The following is a 16,102-nucleotide window of genomic DNA, read 5'->3' as shown; positions in this document are numbered from 1 at the left end:
ACTTCCCGAGAGATTTCGACGGTAGCACCGCGCACCCGGTTTCGGACCGGGAACGACGGCAAACTCGGACCGATCCGGGCAGCCGGTAGGTTGACGGACATGGGGATCCGCGCCGCCTCCTGGGACGACTGGAGCCTCGAGGGGCTGCTGGTGGCCAAGGGGAGGCTGGGGCAGCGGGTCAGCCTCGTCGTACCGGCCCGCAACGAGGCGGCCACCGTCGGCGCCGTCGTGTCCCGGGTCCGCACCGCGCTCATGGAGACCGTCGACCTGGTCGACGAGATCGTGGTCATCGACAGCGACTCCGTGGACGACACCTACGCCGTCGCCGAGTCCGCCGGCGCCCGCGTCCACCGCTCGGCGGAGATCCGCCCCGACCTCGGCAGCCACCCCGGCAAGGGCGAGGCGATGTGGAAGTCGCTCTTCGTCACCACCGGCGACCTCGTCGTCTTCATGGACGCCGACCTGCACGACTGGGACACCCACTTCGTGCCCGGCCTGCTCGGCCCGTTGCTGACCTCGCCCGAGGTGCGGCTGGTCAAGGGCTTCTACGACCGCCCCGGGGTGGACGGGCCGTTGGAGGGCGGGCGGGTCACCGAGCTGGTCGCCCGGCCGCTGATCGCGCTGCTCTTCCCCGAGCTCGGCTCCCTGGTGCAGCCGCTCGCGGGGGAGTGGGCGGTACGGCGCTCGTGGTTCGCCGGCCTGGCCGTGCCGACCGGGTACGCCGTCGAGCTGGCCGCGCTCGTCGACACCCTCCGTGCCGCCGGTCCGTCCGCGATCGCGCAGGTGGGGCTCGGCGTCCGCGCCCACCGGCACCAGGCGCTGCGCGACCTCGGTGGGATGGCGACCCAGATCATCGCGGCCGCGCTGGCGCGCTCCGGTGTGCCGGGGGCCGGCGACGAGGCGGTGCTGCGGCAGTACCTGCGCGGCCTGGAGCCCGTCGAGCAGGTCGTCCCCACCCTCGAACGACCGCCCGCGGAGGCCCACCTGTGAGACTCGGACGCCAGCACTTCGGTGACGACGAGGCGCTGATGATGGCGATCGTCAACCGCACCCCCGACTCCTTCTTCGACAAGGGCGCCACCTGGGCGGAGGACGCCGCCTTCGCGCGCGTGGCCGAGGTGGTCGCCCAGGGCGCCGAGATCGTGGACATCGGCGGCATCAAGGCCGCGCCCGGCGTGGAGATCTCGCCCGCGGAGGAGAAGGCGCGGGTGGTCGACTTCGTGGCGCGGGTGCGGGCGTCGTACCCGGGGCTGGTGATCTCCGTCGACACCTGGCGCGCAGAGGTCGGGGACGCGGTGTGCGCGGCGGGCGCGGACGTCCTCAACGACGCGTGGGGCGGTGCGGACCCCGAGCTGGTCGACGTCGCCGCCGCCCACGACGTGGCGATCATCTGCACCCACACCGGCGGGGTGACCCCGCGGACCCGCCCCTACCGGATCGAGTACGACGACGTCGTCGCCGCCGCCGTCACCGACACCGTCGCCTACGCCGAGCGGGCGCTGGCCGCCGGCGTCGCCCGCGAGTCGATCGTGATCGACCCGGCCCACGACTTCGGCAAGAACACCTTCCACTCGCTGGAGGTGACCCGCCGGATCGGCGAGATGGTCGCCACCGGCTGGCCGGTGCTGGTGTCGCTGTCCAACAAGGACTTCGTCGGCGAGACCCTCGGCCTCGAGGTCGGTGAGCGGCTGGTCGGCACCCTCGCCGCGACGTCGGTCTGCGCGCTCGCCGGGGCCCGCATCTACCGCGTCCACCAGGTCGTCGAGACCCGGCAGACCGTCGACATGGTGTGGTCGATCGCCGGACGACGGCCGCCGCTGCGCGCGATCCGGGGGATCCAGTGAGCGGCCCGGTCGCGCTGGTGCCGGGCGTGCCGGCCCTGCTCCCGTCGTACGCCTCGCTGGAGGACCCGGTCGCCGACCTGCGTGCCGCCTGCCTCGACGCCGTCGGCCGGCTCGGGGCGCGGGTGCGCGTGCGGGCCTCCGGTCCCTCCGGGCTGCGGGTCGCGGCCGCGCTGGTCGCTGCCAGCGGCGGCGCCGTCGTGGACGACGACGAGACCGGGGTGCTCGTCGTCGGCAACGGCTCGGCCACCCGCACCGAGAAGGCACCCGGTCACCTCGACGAGCGGGCCGCGGGCTTCGACGCCGCGCTCCGTCGTACCTTCACCGGCATCGACACCGCCCTCGCCGCGGAGCTGTGGGCCGACACCGCCTGCCTGGGGGAGCTGCCGCCGCTCGGAGAGGCGGAGGTGCTCTACGACGACGCACCCTTCGGCGTGCAGTACTGGGTCGCCGTCTGGAGGACCGCGTGACGACCCGGCCGCCGTGGCAGGTCGCCGGCGTGGCGACGGCGGCGTTCGTCGTGCTGCTGTGGGGGATCGAGGTCCTCGACGTGGCCGCCTCGCACCGGCTCGACGGCTGGGGCATCCGGCCGCGCGACGGCGAGGGACTGCTCGGGATCCTCGCTGCGCCGCTGCTGCACGGCGGCTGGGAGCACCTCGCCGCGAACACCGTCCCCGCGCTGGTCCTCGGCTTCCTCACCCTCGCCACCGGCGTGGCCCGCGGGCTCGCCGCGACCGCCGTGATCTGGCTGCTCGGCGGGCTGGCCGTGTGGCTGGTCGCGGGCAGCGGGTCGGTGCACATCGGCGCGTCCGGGCTGATCTTCGGGTGGATCACCTACCTCGCGGTGCAGGGCTTCGTCGACCGCAAGCCCGCGGAGATCCTGATCGGGCTCGTCGTGCTGGTCGTCTACGGCAGCGTGCTGTGGGGCGTGCTGCCCGGGACGCCGGGCGTCTCCTGGCAGGGCCACCTGTTCGGCGCGATCGCGGGCGTCCTCGCCGCGGTGGTCGTCAGCGAGCGGGGGCTGGCGGGCCGCTACCCTCACCGTCGTGACCGCTGACCTGCTGATCGATCGCGACCGCCTCGGCCCCGGTGTCCTCGAGGTGACCTTCAACCGTCCCGAGCGCCGCAACGCCTTCACCAAGGCGATGTACGGCGAGCTGCGCGCCCTGTGGGAGCAGACCGCCGCCGACCGGTCGGTGGGCGTGGTCGTGCTGCGCGGCGCGGGCGGCAAGGCGTTCGCGGCGGGCAACGAGATCAGCGACTTCCTCGAGGCCGACGCCGTCGAGTACGAGAACTGGATCCGGGAGATGTTCGACCGGCTCTGGTCGCTGCCCCAGGTCACCATCGCCGCCATCGACGGTGTCTGCGTCGGCGGCGGCCTCGCCGTCGCCACCCACTGCGACCTGCGCGTCGCCACCGCCGGCTCGCGCTTCGGCTACCCGATCGCGCGGACCCTCGGCAACGCCCTCTCCGGCTCGGTGCTCTACCGCTGCCAGGCGATCTTCGGGGAGTCGCTGACCCGCGAGATGCTGCTGGCCTCGCGGCTGGTCGCCGCCGACCGGGCCCACGGCGTGGGCGCGCTCGCCGCCGTCGTACCGGACGCGGACGGGCTGGACGCCGAGGTCGCCGACCTGGCCGCGGGCATCGCGCAGGCCTCCCGGGTCACCATCGAGACGACCAAGCACCAGCTGCTCACCCGCGCCCAGCCCGCCGAGGCGTCGCCGCCGGACGAGGAGGCGCTGCTGCGCGAGGTCTACGGCGGCCCCGACTTCGCCGAGGGTGTGCGGGCCTTCCTCGCCAAGGAGAAGCCTGCCTTCGGGCGCTGATCCGGCTCGCGTCGTATGGCCATACGCGGAGAACATGTAACTACGTGTTCAGACCTCTACCCGGGTGTTGTGGCATCTACCAGGGTGGTCTACCACCCTGGTAGAGGCATGAACACGTAGTTACAAGAGCGCTCAGCGCGCGGCGCCGCGCAGCATCTTGTTGCCGGTCGTGCTCATCGTCTCCAGGAACTTGATGCTCCGCGGCCGGGCCGGGGGCGGCAGGTCGGCGCAGGCCTCGCGGACCTCGCGCGCGACGACGGACTCCTCGAAGCCCGGCTCCAGGACGATCTCGACGGCGAGCACGTGCCCGACCATCGGGTTGGGGCGGCCGTAGGCGCGCACGAGGGAGACCCCGGCGACCTTGCTGACCCGGTCCTCGACGGGGATCGGGTGCACCTTGACGCCCCCGACGTTGACGACGTCGGTCTTGCGGCCGCGGAACTCGATCCGGTCGCCGACCACCTCGACGAGGTCGCCGGTGGCACGCCAGGAGCCCTCGGGCACGGCCTCCTCGCCGTGGTAGCCGAGCATCGAGGCCTTGGAGAGGACCCACAGCTCGCCGTCGGTGACCTTGAACTGCACGTCGCCGCCGGGCTCCAGCATCGAGATCGGCAGACCGGGGCGGCCGTCGCGGACGGTGACGTTCTGGCCGAACTCGGTGGCGCCGTAGATCTGCGACAGGTGGGCGTCGGGGAAGCGCTCGCGCAGCCGGTCCAGCAGCGCACCGGGGACGGCCTCGCCGCCGAGGGTGACCTGCCGCAGGCCGGGGACGGGGCCGCCGTCGGAGGCCATCTCGGCGAGCAGGAAGCGCCAGAAGGTCGGCGTGCCGCTGGCGTGGGTGACGCCGGACTCGCGCATCGCGCCGAGCGCGTCGCGCGGCTGGAAGGAGGTGGCGGCGACGAGCTGGGCCTGCGCGGCGAGCACGTGGATGAGGATCTGGAGGCCGCCGAACTGGTTGAGGCCGTAGGCCAGCAGCCAGCGGTGGTCGGGGGCCGGCTTGATCTTGCGGACCGCGCGCAGCAGCCGGTCCCACTCGTGCCGTACGCCGCGCGGGAAGCCGCTGGTGCCGGTCGTCATCGCCATGATCGGCCGGCTCTCCGGCAGCTCCGGCAGCGGACCGGGCGCGACGGAGGTCAGCGCGCCGAAGGCGACGACGGGGGAGCCGAGGCCGGTGCGGTCGGTGACGACCACCTCGTGCTCGAAGCGGCGGACCATCTCGTCGACGGCCTCGTCGGTGGCGGCGAGCGGGTAGACGCACGCCTCGACGCCGATCCGGGAGCACGCGGCCAGCACGGCCAGCACCTCGGCGGGCTCGGTCAGCAGCACGGCGATCCGGCGCTCACCGCGCTCGACCAACGCGGTCGCGATGGCCTGCACGGAGGCGCTCAGCTCGGCGTACGTCGTCTGCCCGCCGGGGCTGGTGACCACCACCGCGTCGGGGCGGGCACGGGTCGCGGCGTCGAGCAGCTCGTACATGAGCCGCACCTTAGCGTCGGTGCGGGTGCCCCGTCCCCAAGTCCGCGACGAGAGCGGCGACCTGCTCGGCGGGCGGGTCGTAGCCCGGGAAGTAGCAGCAGACCCGGTCCGCCACCCCTGGTACGCCGCCGAAGCGGCGGGCGATCTCGGCCGCGCACTCCTCGGGGGTCCCGGTGACCGCGAGGGTGGCCAGCATGGTGTCGTCGACGAGGCCCATCATCGCGGCGACGTCGCCGGTCTTGGAGAGCCGGTTGAGCTCGGGCTGGAGGTCTGCCCAGCCCTCCACCTCCAGCACCGGCAGGTACGCCGGTGTGGAGCCGTAGAAGGCGAGCAGCCCGCGCACCCCGGCCCGCGCGGCGTCCAGCTCGGGCTCGGTGCGGCCCATCGCGACGATCGCCTGCGGGAACACCGAGAAGTCGGCGACGGCGCGGCCCGCGCGGGCGAGCCCCTCGGCGACGGCGGGCAGGGTGCGCTCGTGGAAGTGGCGGTGGCTGTGGAACGGCATGACCAGCAGGCCGTCGGCGACCTCGGCGGCGGTGCGGGTCATCAGCGGGCCCAGCGCGCCGAGCAGGATCGGCGGTGGGCCGAACGGGTTCGGCCCGGGGACGAAGGTCGGCGGCATCAGCGTGTGCGTGCTGTGCTCGCCGCGGAAGTCGAGCCGGGTGCCGTCCTGCCAGGACGTGAGGATGGCCCGCACGGCGACCACCACCTCGCGCATGCGGGCGGCGGGCGGGGACCAGGTGGCGCCGTACCGCTTCTCGATGTGGGGGCGGATCTGCGAGCCCAGCCCGAGCCGGAACCGGCCCCCGGTCATCAGCTGGAGGTCCCAGGCGGTGTGCGCGAGGTGCATCGGCGAGCGCGGCATCGCGATGGCGACGTTCGTCATCAGGTCCGCCTCGACCTGGCCGGCCACGGCGGCGAGCGGCAGGAAGACGTCGTGCGGCCCCTCGAAGGTGAACAGCCCGGCGGCGCCGGCCTCGGTCAGCTCCCGGGCGCGGCCGAGGGCGCGGTCGGGACGGGCATCGAGCTGCAGGTCGACGAGCACGGGGCCATCAAAGCGGATCCACCGCCCGGCGTCCGCCGATCGCGACGCCCAGGCCGGCGAGGAAGCAGATCGCGGCCATGGTCAGGGTGGTCGCGCGGAAGGCGGCCTCGTGGCCGCCGTAGACGTCGAGGAGGGCGACGCTCGCCGCTGAGCCGACCGAGAAGCCGAGGTAGCGCAGCAGCTGGTTGAAGGACATCGCGCTGCCGGTCTCGGCGGCCGGCACGTGCGGCACGATCAGGCCGGGCAGCGAGGAGAAGGTGAACCCGCTGCCGATGCCGCCGACCGCCATCGCGACGAGTGCCTGGGTGAGGCTGTCGTGGCGCAGGGCCAGCAGCACCATCGACGAGGCGAAGACGGTGGAGCCGATCGGCAGCAGCAGGTGGGCGCCGAAGCGGCGGGCGACGCGGAGCGCGATCCGGCTGCCGGTGACGCTGAGGACGGCGTAGGGCACCAGCACCAGCCCGGCGGCCGTGGCGCCGCGGCCGAGGCCCCAGCCGGCGCTGCCGTCGCCGCGGACGAGCAGCACGACGACGGTGAGCAGGCCGTACATCCCGATGGCCAGCGCGAAGGCCACCGCGTTCGGCCCGAGCACGCCGGGACGCGCGGCGAGGCGGAGGTCGACGAGCGGCTGGCCACCGGCGCGGGAGATGCGGCGGGTGCGCGCCACCCAGGTGAGCAGCAGCGCGACACCGCCGCCCACCAGGGCCGCCACGAGCGGGGAGAGCCAGCCCCACGCCTCGCCCTGGCTGACGGCGAGCAGCACCGCGACCATCCCGGCGGCGACGAGGACGACGCTGACCACGTCCACCCGCTGGGGTACGCCGTCCGCCTGCCGCGGCAGGAACCGGGCGGCCAGCACCAGGCTGGCCGCCACCAGCACCGCGCCCAGCCCGTAGGCCCCGCCGATGCCGGCGTGCTGCGCGACGAACCCGGTGAACGGGTAGCCCAGCCCGGCCCCGGCGACCGTCGCGATGGACAGCAGGGAGAGCCGCGAGACCAGCCGCTCGCCGGTCCACACGTCGCGCGCGACGGCGAGGGTGAGCGGGGCGACGGCCAGGCCCATGCCCTGGCAGGCGCGCCCCACGATCAGCGCGCCCATGCCGAGCGGGAGCGCCGCGAGGACCGCGCCGAGGAGGACCACGCCGAGGCTGCCGAGCACCACCGGGCGGCGCAGGCGGCCGCTGCCCCACCGTCCGAGCGCCGGCGTCGCGGCGGCCGCGGTGATGAGGGTCGCGGTGAGGATCCACTGCGCGTGGCGAGCGGTACGTCGTACCGGCTGGCGATGCTAGGCACCAGCGGCGCGCCCAGGCTGCTGACCACCGCGGTGACGGTGGTGACCGCGACCAGCGTCGCGAACAGCCAGCGGTCCTCGGCCTCGCTCACGCGGTCCTTTCCTCAGACGTCGGTGATCCGCACCGACGCGTGCGCGCGGTAGCGCTTGTTCATCGCGATCAGGTTGGCCGTGAGGGCCTCGACCTGGCCGGCGTTGCGGAGCCGTCCGGCGTAGACGCCGCGGCAGCCGGAGATCTTCCCGGCCAGCGCCTGGACGCTATCAGTCGCCGCCCGGTCGTCCCCGAGGACGAGGACGTCGGCGTCGATGCTCGTCACCTCCGGGTCGAGCAGGACGACGGCGGAGAGGTGGTGGAACGCGGCGGTGACAGTCGAGCCCGGCAGCAGCGCGGCGGCCTGCTGCGCGGCACTGCCCTCGGCGACGTCGAGCCGGTAGGGCCCCTGCTTGTCGAAGCCGAGCGGGTTCACGCAGTCCACGACGACCTTGCCGGCGAGGGCGTCGGCGAGCCCGGCGAGCTGGTCGCCGTGGCCCTCCCACGGCACCGTGACCAGGACGACGTCGGCGCGGCGGGCGACCTCCTCGTTGGTGTCACCGTCGACGGCGCCGTCGATGGTCGCGGCGGCCTCGGCCGCGCGGCCCGCGTCACGCGAGCCGAGCAGCACCTTCAGCCCGCTCGCCGCGAAGCGGGTCGCCAGGCCGCGGCCCTGCGGGCCGGTGCCGCCGATGATCCCGATCGTCCCCTGGGTGCTCATGCCGGTGCTCCGTTCTCGCTGACGGTCCAGGTGTCGCCGCGGTCCAGCAGCTCCTGGAGGCTGCCGGGGCCCTGCTGGGCGACGGCGTCCGCGACCTGCTGGCGCGCCCCGTCGTCGTACGTCGCCCGGGGGACCTGGCGGAAGATCCCCACCGGGACCGGGGAGTCCGGGTCGCCGTCCAGCCGCGAGAGCGCGAACTGCCGGGTCGGGTTGGGGTCGGCCGGGTCGTGCGTCCAGGTCTGCCCGTCCACGGTGACCTCCAGGCCGGGCTCCAGCCGCAGCAGGTGGTCGGCAGCCTGCGGGCCCTTGAGGTCCTCGAAGGCGCCGTCGTTGAAGATCGGGCAGTTCTGGTAGATCTCGACGAGGCTGGTGCCGCGGTGGGCGGCGGCTGCGGCGAGGACGGCGGTGAGGTGCTTGCGGTCGGAGTCGATGGTGCGGGCGACGAAGGTTGCTTCGGCGCCGAGGGCCAGGGAGACCGGGTTGAAGGGGTGGTCGAGGGAGCCGGCGGGGGTGGACTTGGTGACCTTGCCGACCTCGGAGGTGGGGGAGTACTGGCCCTTGGTGAGTCCGTAGATCCGGTTGTTGAACAACAGGATCGTCATGTTGACGTTGCGGCGCAGGGCGTGGATGAGGTGGTTGCCGCCGATGGACAGCGCGTCGCCGTCGCCGGTCACGACCCAGACGGAGAGGTCCTCGCGCGCGGTCGCGATGCCGGTGGCGATCGAGGGCGCACGCCCGTGGATGGAGTGCATCCCGTAGGTGTCGAGGTAGTAGGGGAAGCGTGAGCTGCAGCCGATGCCGGAGACGAAGACGATGTTCTCGCGGCGCAGGCCGAGGTCGGGGAGGAAGGACTGGACGGCCTTGAGGACGGCGTAGTCGCCGCACCCGGGGCACCAGCGCACCTCCTGGTCGGAGGAGAAGTCCTTCGCCGTCAGGCTCGGCGCGGGCAGGTCGACGGTGGTCATGCGGCCTCCTCGGTCACGTGGGCCAGCAGGTCACGGGAGAGCTCCTCGGCGCCGAAGGGCAGGCCACGCACGGTGGTGATCGGTCGTACGTCGACGAGGTACTCCGCGCGCAGCAGCCGGGAGAGCTGCCCCAGGTTCATCTCCGGGCACACCACCCGGTCGTAGCGGCGCAGGACGTCGCCGAGGTCGTTCGGGAACGGGTTGACGTGCCGCAGGTGCACCTGCGCGATGTCGTGGCCCGCGGCCCGGACCCGGCGGCAGGCGGCGCCGATCGGGCCGTACGTCGAGCCCCACCCGATCACCAGCGTGCGGGCGGCGCCGGACGGGTCGTCGACCTCCAGCGCGGGGAGGCCGTCGGCGATGCGGCGCACCTTCTCGGCGCGGATGCGGACCATGCGGTCGTGGTTGGCCGGGTCGTAGGAGATGTTGCCGTGGCCCTCGCCCTTCTCCAGGCCGCCGATCCGGTGCTCCAGGCCGGGCGTCCCGGGGACCGCCCACGGGCGGGCCAGGGCCTCCTCGTCGCGCAGGTAGGGCCAGAACTCGTCGGGCTCGTCGCTGGTCGAGCCCGCGGAGACCTTGTTCGGTCCGGTGGCGAAGTCGGCCTCGATCCGTGGGAGCGTCGCGACCTCCGGGATCGCCCACGGCTCGGAGCCGTTGGCGAGGTAGCCGTCGGACAGCAGCATCACCGGCGTCCGGTAGGTCACCGCGATCCGCGCCGCCTCGATGGCCGCGTCGAAGCAGTCACCCGGCGACTGCGCGGCGACCACCGGCATCGGCGCCTCGCCGTTGCGGCCGTACATCGCCTGCAGCAGGTCCGACTGCTCGGTCTTCGTCGGCAGGCCGGTCGACGGCCCACCGCGCTGGACGTCCACCACGAGGAGCGGCAGCTCGGTCATCACGGCCAGGCCCATCGCCTCGGACTTGAGCGCGACGCCCGGCCCGGACGTGGCGGTGACGCCGAGCACGCCGGCGAAGGACGCGCCGACGGCCGCCCCGATGGCGGCGATCTCGTCCTCGGCCTGGAAGGTCGTCACGCCGAAGCGCTTGTGCTTGCTCAGCTCGTGGAGGATGTCGGAGGCCGGGGTGATCGGGTAGGCACCCATCAGCACCGGGAGGTCCGCGAGCTGCCCGGCGGCGACGAGCCCGTAGGACAGCGCGGTGTTGCCGGTGATGTTGCGGTAGCGCCCGGGTGCGGCGGGGGCGGGCTTCACGACGTACGAGACGGCGAAGGTCTCGGTCGTCTCGCCGAAGTACCAGCCGGCCTTGAGCGCGGCGACGTTCGCGTCGCGGATGGTCGGCTTGCTCGCGAACTTCGCGCCGAGGTAGGCCTCGGTGCCGGCGACGTCGCGGCCGTAGAGCCAGGAGACCAGGCCGAGCGCGAACATGTTCTTGCAGCGGGCCGCGTCCTTGCGCGACAGCCCGAAGTCCTTGACCGCCTCGACCGTCATCCCGGTGAGGTCGAGGGGGTGCACCGCGAGGCCGGCCAGCGACTCGTCGTCGAGCGGGCTGGCGTCGTAGCCGACCTTGGCGAGGTTGCGCGCGGTGAAGTCGTGGGTGTCCACGATGACGGTGGCGCCCTGGGGCAGGTCCGCGACGTTGGCCTTGAGCGCGGCCGGGTTCATCGCGACCAGGACGTCGGGGCGGTCGCCGGGCGTGAGGATGTCGTAGTTCGCGAAGTGCAGCTGGAAGCTGCTGACGCCGGGGATGGTGCCCTGGGGAGCGCGGATCTCGGCGGGGAAGTTGGGCAGCGTCGACAGGTCGTTGCCGAAGACGGCGGCTTCCTGGGTGAAGCGGTCGCCGGTCAGCTGCATGCCGTCGCCGGAGTCGCCGGCGAAGCGGATCACGACCCGGTCGAGCTCGGTCACGGTCGAGGACACGGTGCTCCTATCTCTGATAATGAATGCAATGTAATGTCGGTCACCACGAGTGTCAATCGAGGAGGAGTCCCATGCCGCAGGTCGCACTGGTCACCGGAGGAGCGCGTGGCATCGGCGCCGCGATCGCCGAGCGGGTGGTCGCCGGCGGAGGGCGGGTCGTGGTCGCCGACGTCGACGAGGCGGCGGGACTCGGGCTCGTCGAGCGGCTCGGCGGCGGCGCCCGGTTCGTGCGCTGCGACGTGACCGACGAGGGCCAGGTGGCCGGCGCTCTCGACGCCACCGCTGCCCTGGGCCAGGTGGACGCGGTCTTCGCCAACGCCGGCGTGGTCGGCGTGACCGGACGGATCGAGGAGACCGCGCTGGCCGACTTCCGTCGTACGACGGACCTGCTGCTCACCAGCGTCTTCCTCACCGTCAAGCACGCCGTCCGCGTGCTGCGGCCCCAAGGCAGCGGCGCCATCGTGTGCACGGCCAGCGTGGCGAGCCTGCGCGGCGGCCTCGGGCCGCACGTCTACACCGCCGCCAAGCACGCGGTGAAGGGGCTCGTGGAGTCGGTCGCGGTCGAGGTGGCGCCGTACGGGCTGCGGATCAACGCGGTCGCGCCCGGTGGCACGGTGAGCTCGCTGTCGGCGGCGCTGATGGGCGACGTGGACGACCTGGCGACGCCGTACCGGCGGCTGGCGGCGGCCTCCTCCTCCGGCGTGCCGACCACCTCCGACGACGTCGCCGAGGCGGCTCTCTTCCTCGCCGCCGCGCCCCGCGTCAACGGCGCCTGCCTCGTCGTCGACGGCGGCGACGACGTGCTCGCGGCGAAGGGCCGCTCCTACTACGGCTGACCCCTCTGCGGGGGTCCCGGCGGGGTAGTCCCTGACGAAAAGCACTGATTTCGGGGCGGAAACGGTGCTTTTCGTCAGGGACTACCCCCAGCGGAGCCCTCAGAGCGTGATCGCCAGGGCACGGGCCTGCTTGGTCGCGAACACCAGGCGGCGCGGGGCGTAGGCGTCACCGATCAGGTCCGCGGTGATGCCGGCGGCCCGCAGGTCCTCGCCCAGCCCCGTCACCGGTACGGCGCCGCAGGACAGCACCACGCTGTCGACCCCCTCGATCGCCGCGGTCCGCCCCGAGTAGACGTGGCGCACGGTCACCGATCCCGTGTCGATCCGCACCGGCGCCTCCGAGCCGCGCAGCACGACGCCACCCGCGTCGAGCCGGCCGAGGACCGAGCCGAGGAGGTAGCGGCTGACCAGGGGAGCCGGCCCCGCGGTGCCGTGCACGAGGGTCACCTCGTGCCCGCGCTCGGCGAGGAAGTCGGCGACCGACAGCGGCGGCAGGTGGTCGTCCTGCGCCAGTACGACGACCTGCGGGCCCAGTGCGCCCGCCGCACCCGTCAGCACGTCGACCGCCGTGTGCACGTGCGGCAGGTCCATGCCGGGCAGGTCGGGGCGCCGGGCCACGGCGCCGGTCGCGAGCACCACGCGGTCGGCGCCGAAGGCCGCGACGCCGGCGGCCGTGGCGGCGCGTCCGGTCTCGACCTCCACCCCGGCGGCGGCGAGGCGACGAGCCTGCCAGGACAGGTAGGCGGCGTGGTCGTCGTGGCGCGGTGCGAGCGCGGCAACCCGGAGCTGTCCGCCGAGGACGTCCTCGCGCTCCCACAGGCTCACCTCGTGGCCGCGCTCCGCGGCGATGCCGGCGAGCTCCATGCCGGCGGGTCCGCCGCCGACGACGAGCACCCGCCGGCGTACCTCGGCGGGCCGGACGGCCTGGTCGGCCTCCTTGCCGGCGCCGGGGTTGACCGCGCACGAGAAGGGCGTGCCCTCGACGATGCGGCGGCTGATGCACTCGTTGCCGCCCACGCACGGGCGGATGTCGTCGGCGCGACCCTCGCGCGCCTTCACCAGCAGGTCGCCGTCGGCGATCATCGCCCGCGCCATCCCGACGAGGTCGGCGTGCCCGTCGGCGAGCAGCGCCTCGGCGACCTCGGGCCCGGTGACCCGGCCGGTGTAGACGACCGGGACGCCCACCGCGGCCCGGACTTTCCCGGCGAGCGCGGACCACTCGGCGGGACGGTGGTGGTGGGACTGGATGTAGCTCGGGTTGCCCCAGGGGCTGCCGATCGCGCAGGAGAGGTAGTCGACGTGCCCGCTGGCCTCGAGCGCGCGGGCGATGGCGATCGCGCCGTCCGGGCCGTCGATGCCGTAGCCGCCGGGCTCCTCCTCGCGCAGGTTGAGCCGGACGCCGACGATCCGGTCCGGCTCCATCGCCGCGCGCAGGGCGGCCAGGATGCGCAGCGGGAAGCGCAGGCGGCCGTCGAGGTCGCCGCCGTACTCGTCCTCGCGGTGGTTGGTCAGCGGCGAGAGGAAGTACTCCAGCATGTCGTCGTGGTTGAGGTGCAGCTCGACACCGTCGGCACCGGCCGCGGCGACCTGCTCGGCGCCGTGGGCGTACTCCGCGACGAACCAGTCGATCTCCTCGCGGGTCAGCCCGTGCGGCACCTGGTTGACGACCGGGCCGCTGAGCGCGGGCGAGGCGCCGTGCGGCATCCCGCCCTGGAGGATCATCTGCACGGTGAGGATGGTGTCGTCGGCGTGCAGGATCTCGGCGAGCCGGCCGACGCGGTCGAGGAAGTAGGGCTGGCGGAAGTGGCCGTCGTACTGGGCTCCGACGCCGGTGGGCTCGAAGCCGGGGATGAGCGAGTTGCGCACGTGTGCGGAGACCCCGTCGACCCAGCCGGCGGAGGTGCGCGCCGCCCAGTAGCCGAGGTGTCGCTCGGCGTCCTGCTCGCTGCCCCACAGCGTCGAGACGACGTGCGCGTGGGGCGGCAGGACCACCCGGTTCTTCAGCGTGCGCGAGCCGATCCGGACGGGCGCGAAGAGGTGCGGGAAGGTCATGGCGGCTCGCTCTCCTGGACGTGGCAGTGTGGCCTCGATCATGAATATGGTATTCATAGATAGGACGCAGTCGGCAAGGGACAGGGGACGGACGATGGCCGAGGTGGAGGACTTCCGGGACGCGGTGGCCGGAGTGCTCGACGGGCTCTGGCCCGCCGCCGTCGACGTGCCCACCGCCGACGGCACGAAGGTCGCCGAGGCCGCCGCTCAGCAGGGCTGGTTCGAGCTGGGGCCCGAGGGTGCGGCCGACTACCTCGTCGCCGCCGTGCGCACCCTGGGGCGCCGGGCCTGCCCGCTCCCGCTCGCCGACGCCTACGTCGCCGCCCGGCTGCTGCCCGAGCACGCCGACGCGATCGGGGCCGGTGGGCTGCGCCCCGCCGTGGTGGTCGACCCGGCCACCACCCTCCTGGTCGTCGACGACGCCGGCACGACCTCCCACGTGCTCGTCGTCGACTCCTCCGCCGCCACGGCCGTCCTGCACGAGATCGAGGAGGCCGCCGAGGTCGACGGGCTGGCCCGCCCCGCCTGGCGCCGGATCACCCGCGGCCGGGTCGTCGCGGAGCGCCCGGTCACGCCGGTCGAGGTCGCCGACGCGGTCGCCGTGCTCCGGCTGGCGACCGCCGCCCGCGCCGTCGCCGCGGCCGGCCGCGCGCACGAGCTGGCGGTCGAGCACGCGAAGGTACGCCGGCAGTTCGGCAAGTCGATCGGCGGCTTCGGTGCCGTGCAGCAACGGGTCGCCGCCTGTCAGGTCGACCTCTCCGCGAGTGAGGCGCTGGTCGACGAGGCCGTCGAGGCGCTCCTCGCCGCGCGCCCGGACGCGCCCCTCGCCGCCGCGCTGGCCGCCCGCCACGCGCGCACCGCCGCCGAGCGGGTCCTCGCCGGGGCACAGCACACGCTCGGCGCGGTGGGCTTCTTCGAGGAGCACGAGGCCGCCTGGCTCTTCCGCCGGGTGCACACCGACCTGACTCACCTGGGGCACGGCGGGCTCGACGACCGTCGTACCGACGGGGTGGCGGGGCGCCTGCTCGCGGGCGAGGACCTGCCGCACTTCCACCTCGGCGAGCGTGCCGAGGCCTTCCGCGCCGAGGTGCGCGAGCTGCTGGGTCGCCACACCACCGCGGCCGGGTACGACGTCGAGGGGCTCCGCCGGGAGATGGACGACCAGGCGCTCTTCGCGCTCGGCTGGCCCGCCGAGCACGGCGGCCGGCCCGCGTCGGTGGAGGAGCAGGTCGTCCTCCACGAGGAGATGAAGTACGCCGGCGGCCCGGTCGACCGCGCGATGAGCGCCACCATGCTGATCGGCCACTCGCTGCTGCGGCACGGGACGCCGGAGCAGAAGGCGCAGTTCCTGCCGCTGCTGCACGCCGGCCGGATGGCCTTCTGCCTGGGCTACTCCGAGCCCGAGGCCGGCTCGGACCTGGCCTCGCTGCGCACCCGCGCGGTGCGAGACGGGGACGACTGGATGATCGACGGGCAGAAGCTGTGGACCACCAGGGGGCACACCGCCTCGCACGTGTGGCTGGCCGTGCGCACCGATCCGGACGCGACACCGCGGCACGCCGGCATCACGATCTTCCTGCTCCCGATGGACACACCGGGCATCACCGTGCAGCAGCACGTGGCGCTGTCCGGCGAGATCTCCTGCACCGTCTTCTACGACGCCGTGCGGGTCCCCGACTCCATGCGGGTCGGTGAGGTGCACGGCGGCTGGAAGGTGATCACCGACGCGCTCACCGCCGAGCGCGTGGTGATGGGCGGCGTCGCCGCCACCCTGCGCCGCCACTACGACGAGATGCTCGCCGTGCTCCGCGGCCGCGACGAGGTCGACGCGCTCGACCGGGACCGCGTCGCGTGGGCGGGCGCCCGGCTGCAGGCCGCGCGGGCGCTGGTGCTGCGCGCGACCCGGTCGATGGACGGGAGCGGGGACGCGCGGATCGCGGGCCCGATGGCCGCGGTCCTCAGCGGCGACCTGGCCGAGGAGCTGGGGCGCACCTGTCTCGACGTGCTCGGCCCGGAGGCCGCCCTCGCCGGACGGTACGACGACGCGATCCGGGTCGCGCCGATGTACGTCATCGGTGGCGGCACCAACGACATCCAGCGCGGGATCATCGCCCGTGGCCTCGGGCTGCCGCGGGAGTGAC

Annotated in this window: 14 protein-coding genes; 7 read left to right on the top strand and 7 right to left on the bottom strand. The window is 73.9% G+C overall.

Features of this window, described 5'->3' with window-relative positions:
* Positions 1-99 precede the first annotated feature (99 nt).
* Genes MRBLML1_RS01515 through MRBLML1_RS01495 form a run of 5 tightly spaced genes read left to right on the top strand, consistent with a single transcriptional unit; the run spans position 100 to position 3,667 of the window.
* Positions 100-990, top strand: coding sequence for a glucosyl-3-phosphoglycerate synthase (locus MRBLML1_RS01515; RefSeq protein WP_364510375.1), 891 nt, complete (start codon positions 100-102; stop codon positions 988-990).
* Positions 991-1,028: 38 nt separating this feature from the next.
* Entirely contained in the window at positions 1,029-1,844 is an 816-nt protein-coding gene (gene folP / locus MRBLML1_RS01510) for a dihydropteroate synthase (protein WP_364513091.1), read from the top strand.
* Positions 1,841-2,311 carry a hypothetical protein gene (locus MRBLML1_RS01505; protein WP_364510372.1) on the top strand — a complete coding sequence of 157 codons (471 nt, stop codon included), beginning with the start codon at positions 1,841-1,843 and terminating at the stop codon, positions 2,309-2,311. The genes folP and MRBLML1_RS01505 overlap by 4 nt, the downstream gene beginning before the upstream one ends.
* On the top strand, positions 2,308-2,898 hold the full coding sequence (locus tag MRBLML1_RS01500) for a rhomboid family intramembrane serine protease (RefSeq protein ID WP_364510369.1): 591 nt from the start codon (positions 2,308-2,310) through the stop codon (positions 2,896-2,898). The genes MRBLML1_RS01505 and MRBLML1_RS01500 overlap by 4 nt, the downstream gene beginning before the upstream one ends.
* Positions 2,888-3,667: an enoyl-CoA hydratase-related protein gene (locus MRBLML1_RS01495; RefSeq protein ID WP_364510366.1), complete on the top strand. Its 780-nt coding sequence runs from the start codon at positions 2,888-2,890 to the stop codon at positions 3,665-3,667. Before MRBLML1_RS01500 ends, MRBLML1_RS01495 begins: the two co-directional genes overlap by 11 nt.
* A 132-nt stretch (positions 3,668-3,799) precedes the next feature.
* On the opposite strand, the gene MRBLML1_RS01490 is transcribed toward MRBLML1_RS01495, so the two are convergent.
* The 6 genes from MRBLML1_RS01490 to MRBLML1_RS01465 form a co-directional block, all read right to left on the bottom strand.
* Entirely contained in the window at positions 3,800-5,143 is a 1,344-nt protein-coding gene (locus MRBLML1_RS01490) for a class I adenylate-forming enzyme family protein (protein WP_364510363.1), read from the bottom strand.
* 10 nt (positions 5,144-5,153) lie between these two features.
* Positions 5,154-6,188: a TIGR03617 family F420-dependent LLM class oxidoreductase gene (locus MRBLML1_RS01485; protein ID WP_364510360.1), complete on the bottom strand. Its 1,035-nt coding sequence runs from the start codon at positions 6,186-6,188 to the stop codon at positions 5,154-5,156.
* A 7-nt stretch (positions 6,189-6,195) separates the two neighbouring features.
* Positions 6,196-7,413, bottom strand: coding sequence for an MFS transporter (locus MRBLML1_RS01480; protein ID WP_364513088.1), 1,218 nt, complete (start codon positions 7,411-7,413; stop codon positions 6,196-6,198).
* Positions 7,414-7,583: 170 nt separating this feature from the next.
* Positions 7,584-8,231: an NADPH-dependent F420 reductase gene (gene npdG / locus MRBLML1_RS01475; RefSeq protein ID WP_364510357.1), complete on the bottom strand. Its 648-nt coding sequence runs from the start codon at positions 8,229-8,231 to the stop codon at positions 7,584-7,586.
* On the bottom strand, positions 8,228-9,196 hold the full coding sequence (locus MRBLML1_RS01470) for a 2-oxoacid:ferredoxin oxidoreductase subunit beta (RefSeq protein ID WP_364510354.1): 969 nt from the start codon (positions 9,194-9,196) through the stop codon (positions 8,228-8,230). Before MRBLML1_RS01470 ends, npdG begins: the two co-directional genes overlap by 4 nt.
* Entirely contained in the window at positions 9,193-11,103 is a 1,911-nt protein-coding gene (locus tag MRBLML1_RS01465) for a 2-oxoacid:acceptor oxidoreductase subunit alpha (protein WP_414691226.1), read from the bottom strand. Before MRBLML1_RS01465 ends, MRBLML1_RS01470 begins: the two co-directional genes overlap by 4 nt.
* A 41-nt stretch (positions 11,104-11,144) precedes the next feature.
* Between MRBLML1_RS01465 and MRBLML1_RS01460 the strand changes: the two genes are divergently transcribed.
* The gene (locus tag MRBLML1_RS01460; protein ID WP_364510348.1) at positions 11,145-11,909 is read left to right on the top strand and encodes an SDR family oxidoreductase; all 765 of its coding nucleotides are present in this window, start codon (positions 11,145-11,147) and stop codon (positions 11,907-11,909) included.
* Between the two features lie 99 nt (positions 11,910-12,008).
* On the opposite strand, the gene MRBLML1_RS01455 is transcribed toward MRBLML1_RS01460, so the two are convergent.
* Positions 12,009-13,961, bottom strand: a complete 1,953-nt coding sequence (locus tag MRBLML1_RS01455) for an FAD-dependent oxidoreductase (protein ID WP_364510345.1) — start codon at positions 13,959-13,961, stop codon at positions 12,009-12,011.
* Positions 13,962-14,055: 94 nt separating this feature from the next.
* Between MRBLML1_RS01455 and MRBLML1_RS01450 the strand changes: the two genes are divergently transcribed.
* A complete protein-coding gene (locus tag MRBLML1_RS01450; protein WP_364510342.1) occupies positions 14,056-16,101 on the top strand; it encodes an acyl-CoA dehydrogenase family protein in 2,046 nt (681 codons plus the stop codon).
* Position 16,102 lies beyond the last annotated feature (1 nt).

Source organism: Nocardioides sp. LML1-1-1.1, assembly GCF_040676175.1.
Classification (GTDB): domain Bacteria; phylum Actinomycetota; class Actinomycetes; order Propionibacteriales; family Nocardioidaceae; genus Nocardioides.
The sequence above is the reverse complement of the archived record's forward strand: the minus strand, read 5'-3'. Positions and strand labels throughout refer to the sequence as shown.

Excerpts from the sequence above, each read along its gene's own strand:
- MRBLML1_RS01515 (WP_364510375.1), top strand. The coding sequence starts at position 100 with ATGGGGATCCGCGCCGCCTCCTGGGACGACTGGAGCCTCGAGGGGCTG.
- npdG (WP_364510357.1), bottom strand. The coding sequence starts at position 8,231 with ATGAGCACCCAGGGGACGATCGGGATCATCGGCGGCACCGGCCCGCAG.
- MRBLML1_RS01455 (WP_364510345.1), bottom strand. The coding sequence starts at position 13,961 with ATGACCTTCCCGCACCTCTTCGCGCCCGTCCGGATCGGCTCGCGCACG.
- MRBLML1_RS01460 (WP_364510348.1), top strand. The coding sequence starts at position 11,145 with ATGCCGCAGGTCGCACTGGTCACCGGAGGAGCGCGTGGCATCGGCGCC.
- MRBLML1_RS01450 (WP_364510342.1), top strand. The coding sequence starts at position 14,056 with ATGGCCGAGGTGGAGGACTTCCGGGACGCGGTGGCCGGAGTGCTCGAC.
- MRBLML1_RS01490 (WP_364510363.1), bottom strand. The coding sequence starts at position 5,143 with ATGTACGAGCTGCTCGACGCCGCGACCCGTGCCCGCCCCGACGCGGTG.
- folP (WP_364513091.1), top strand. The coding sequence starts at position 1,029 with ATGATGGCGATCGTCAACCGCACCCCCGACTCCTTCTTCGACAAGGGC.
- MRBLML1_RS01470 (WP_364510354.1), bottom strand. The coding sequence starts at position 9,196 with ATGACCACCGTCGACCTGCCCGCGCCGAGCCTGACGGCGAAGGACTTC.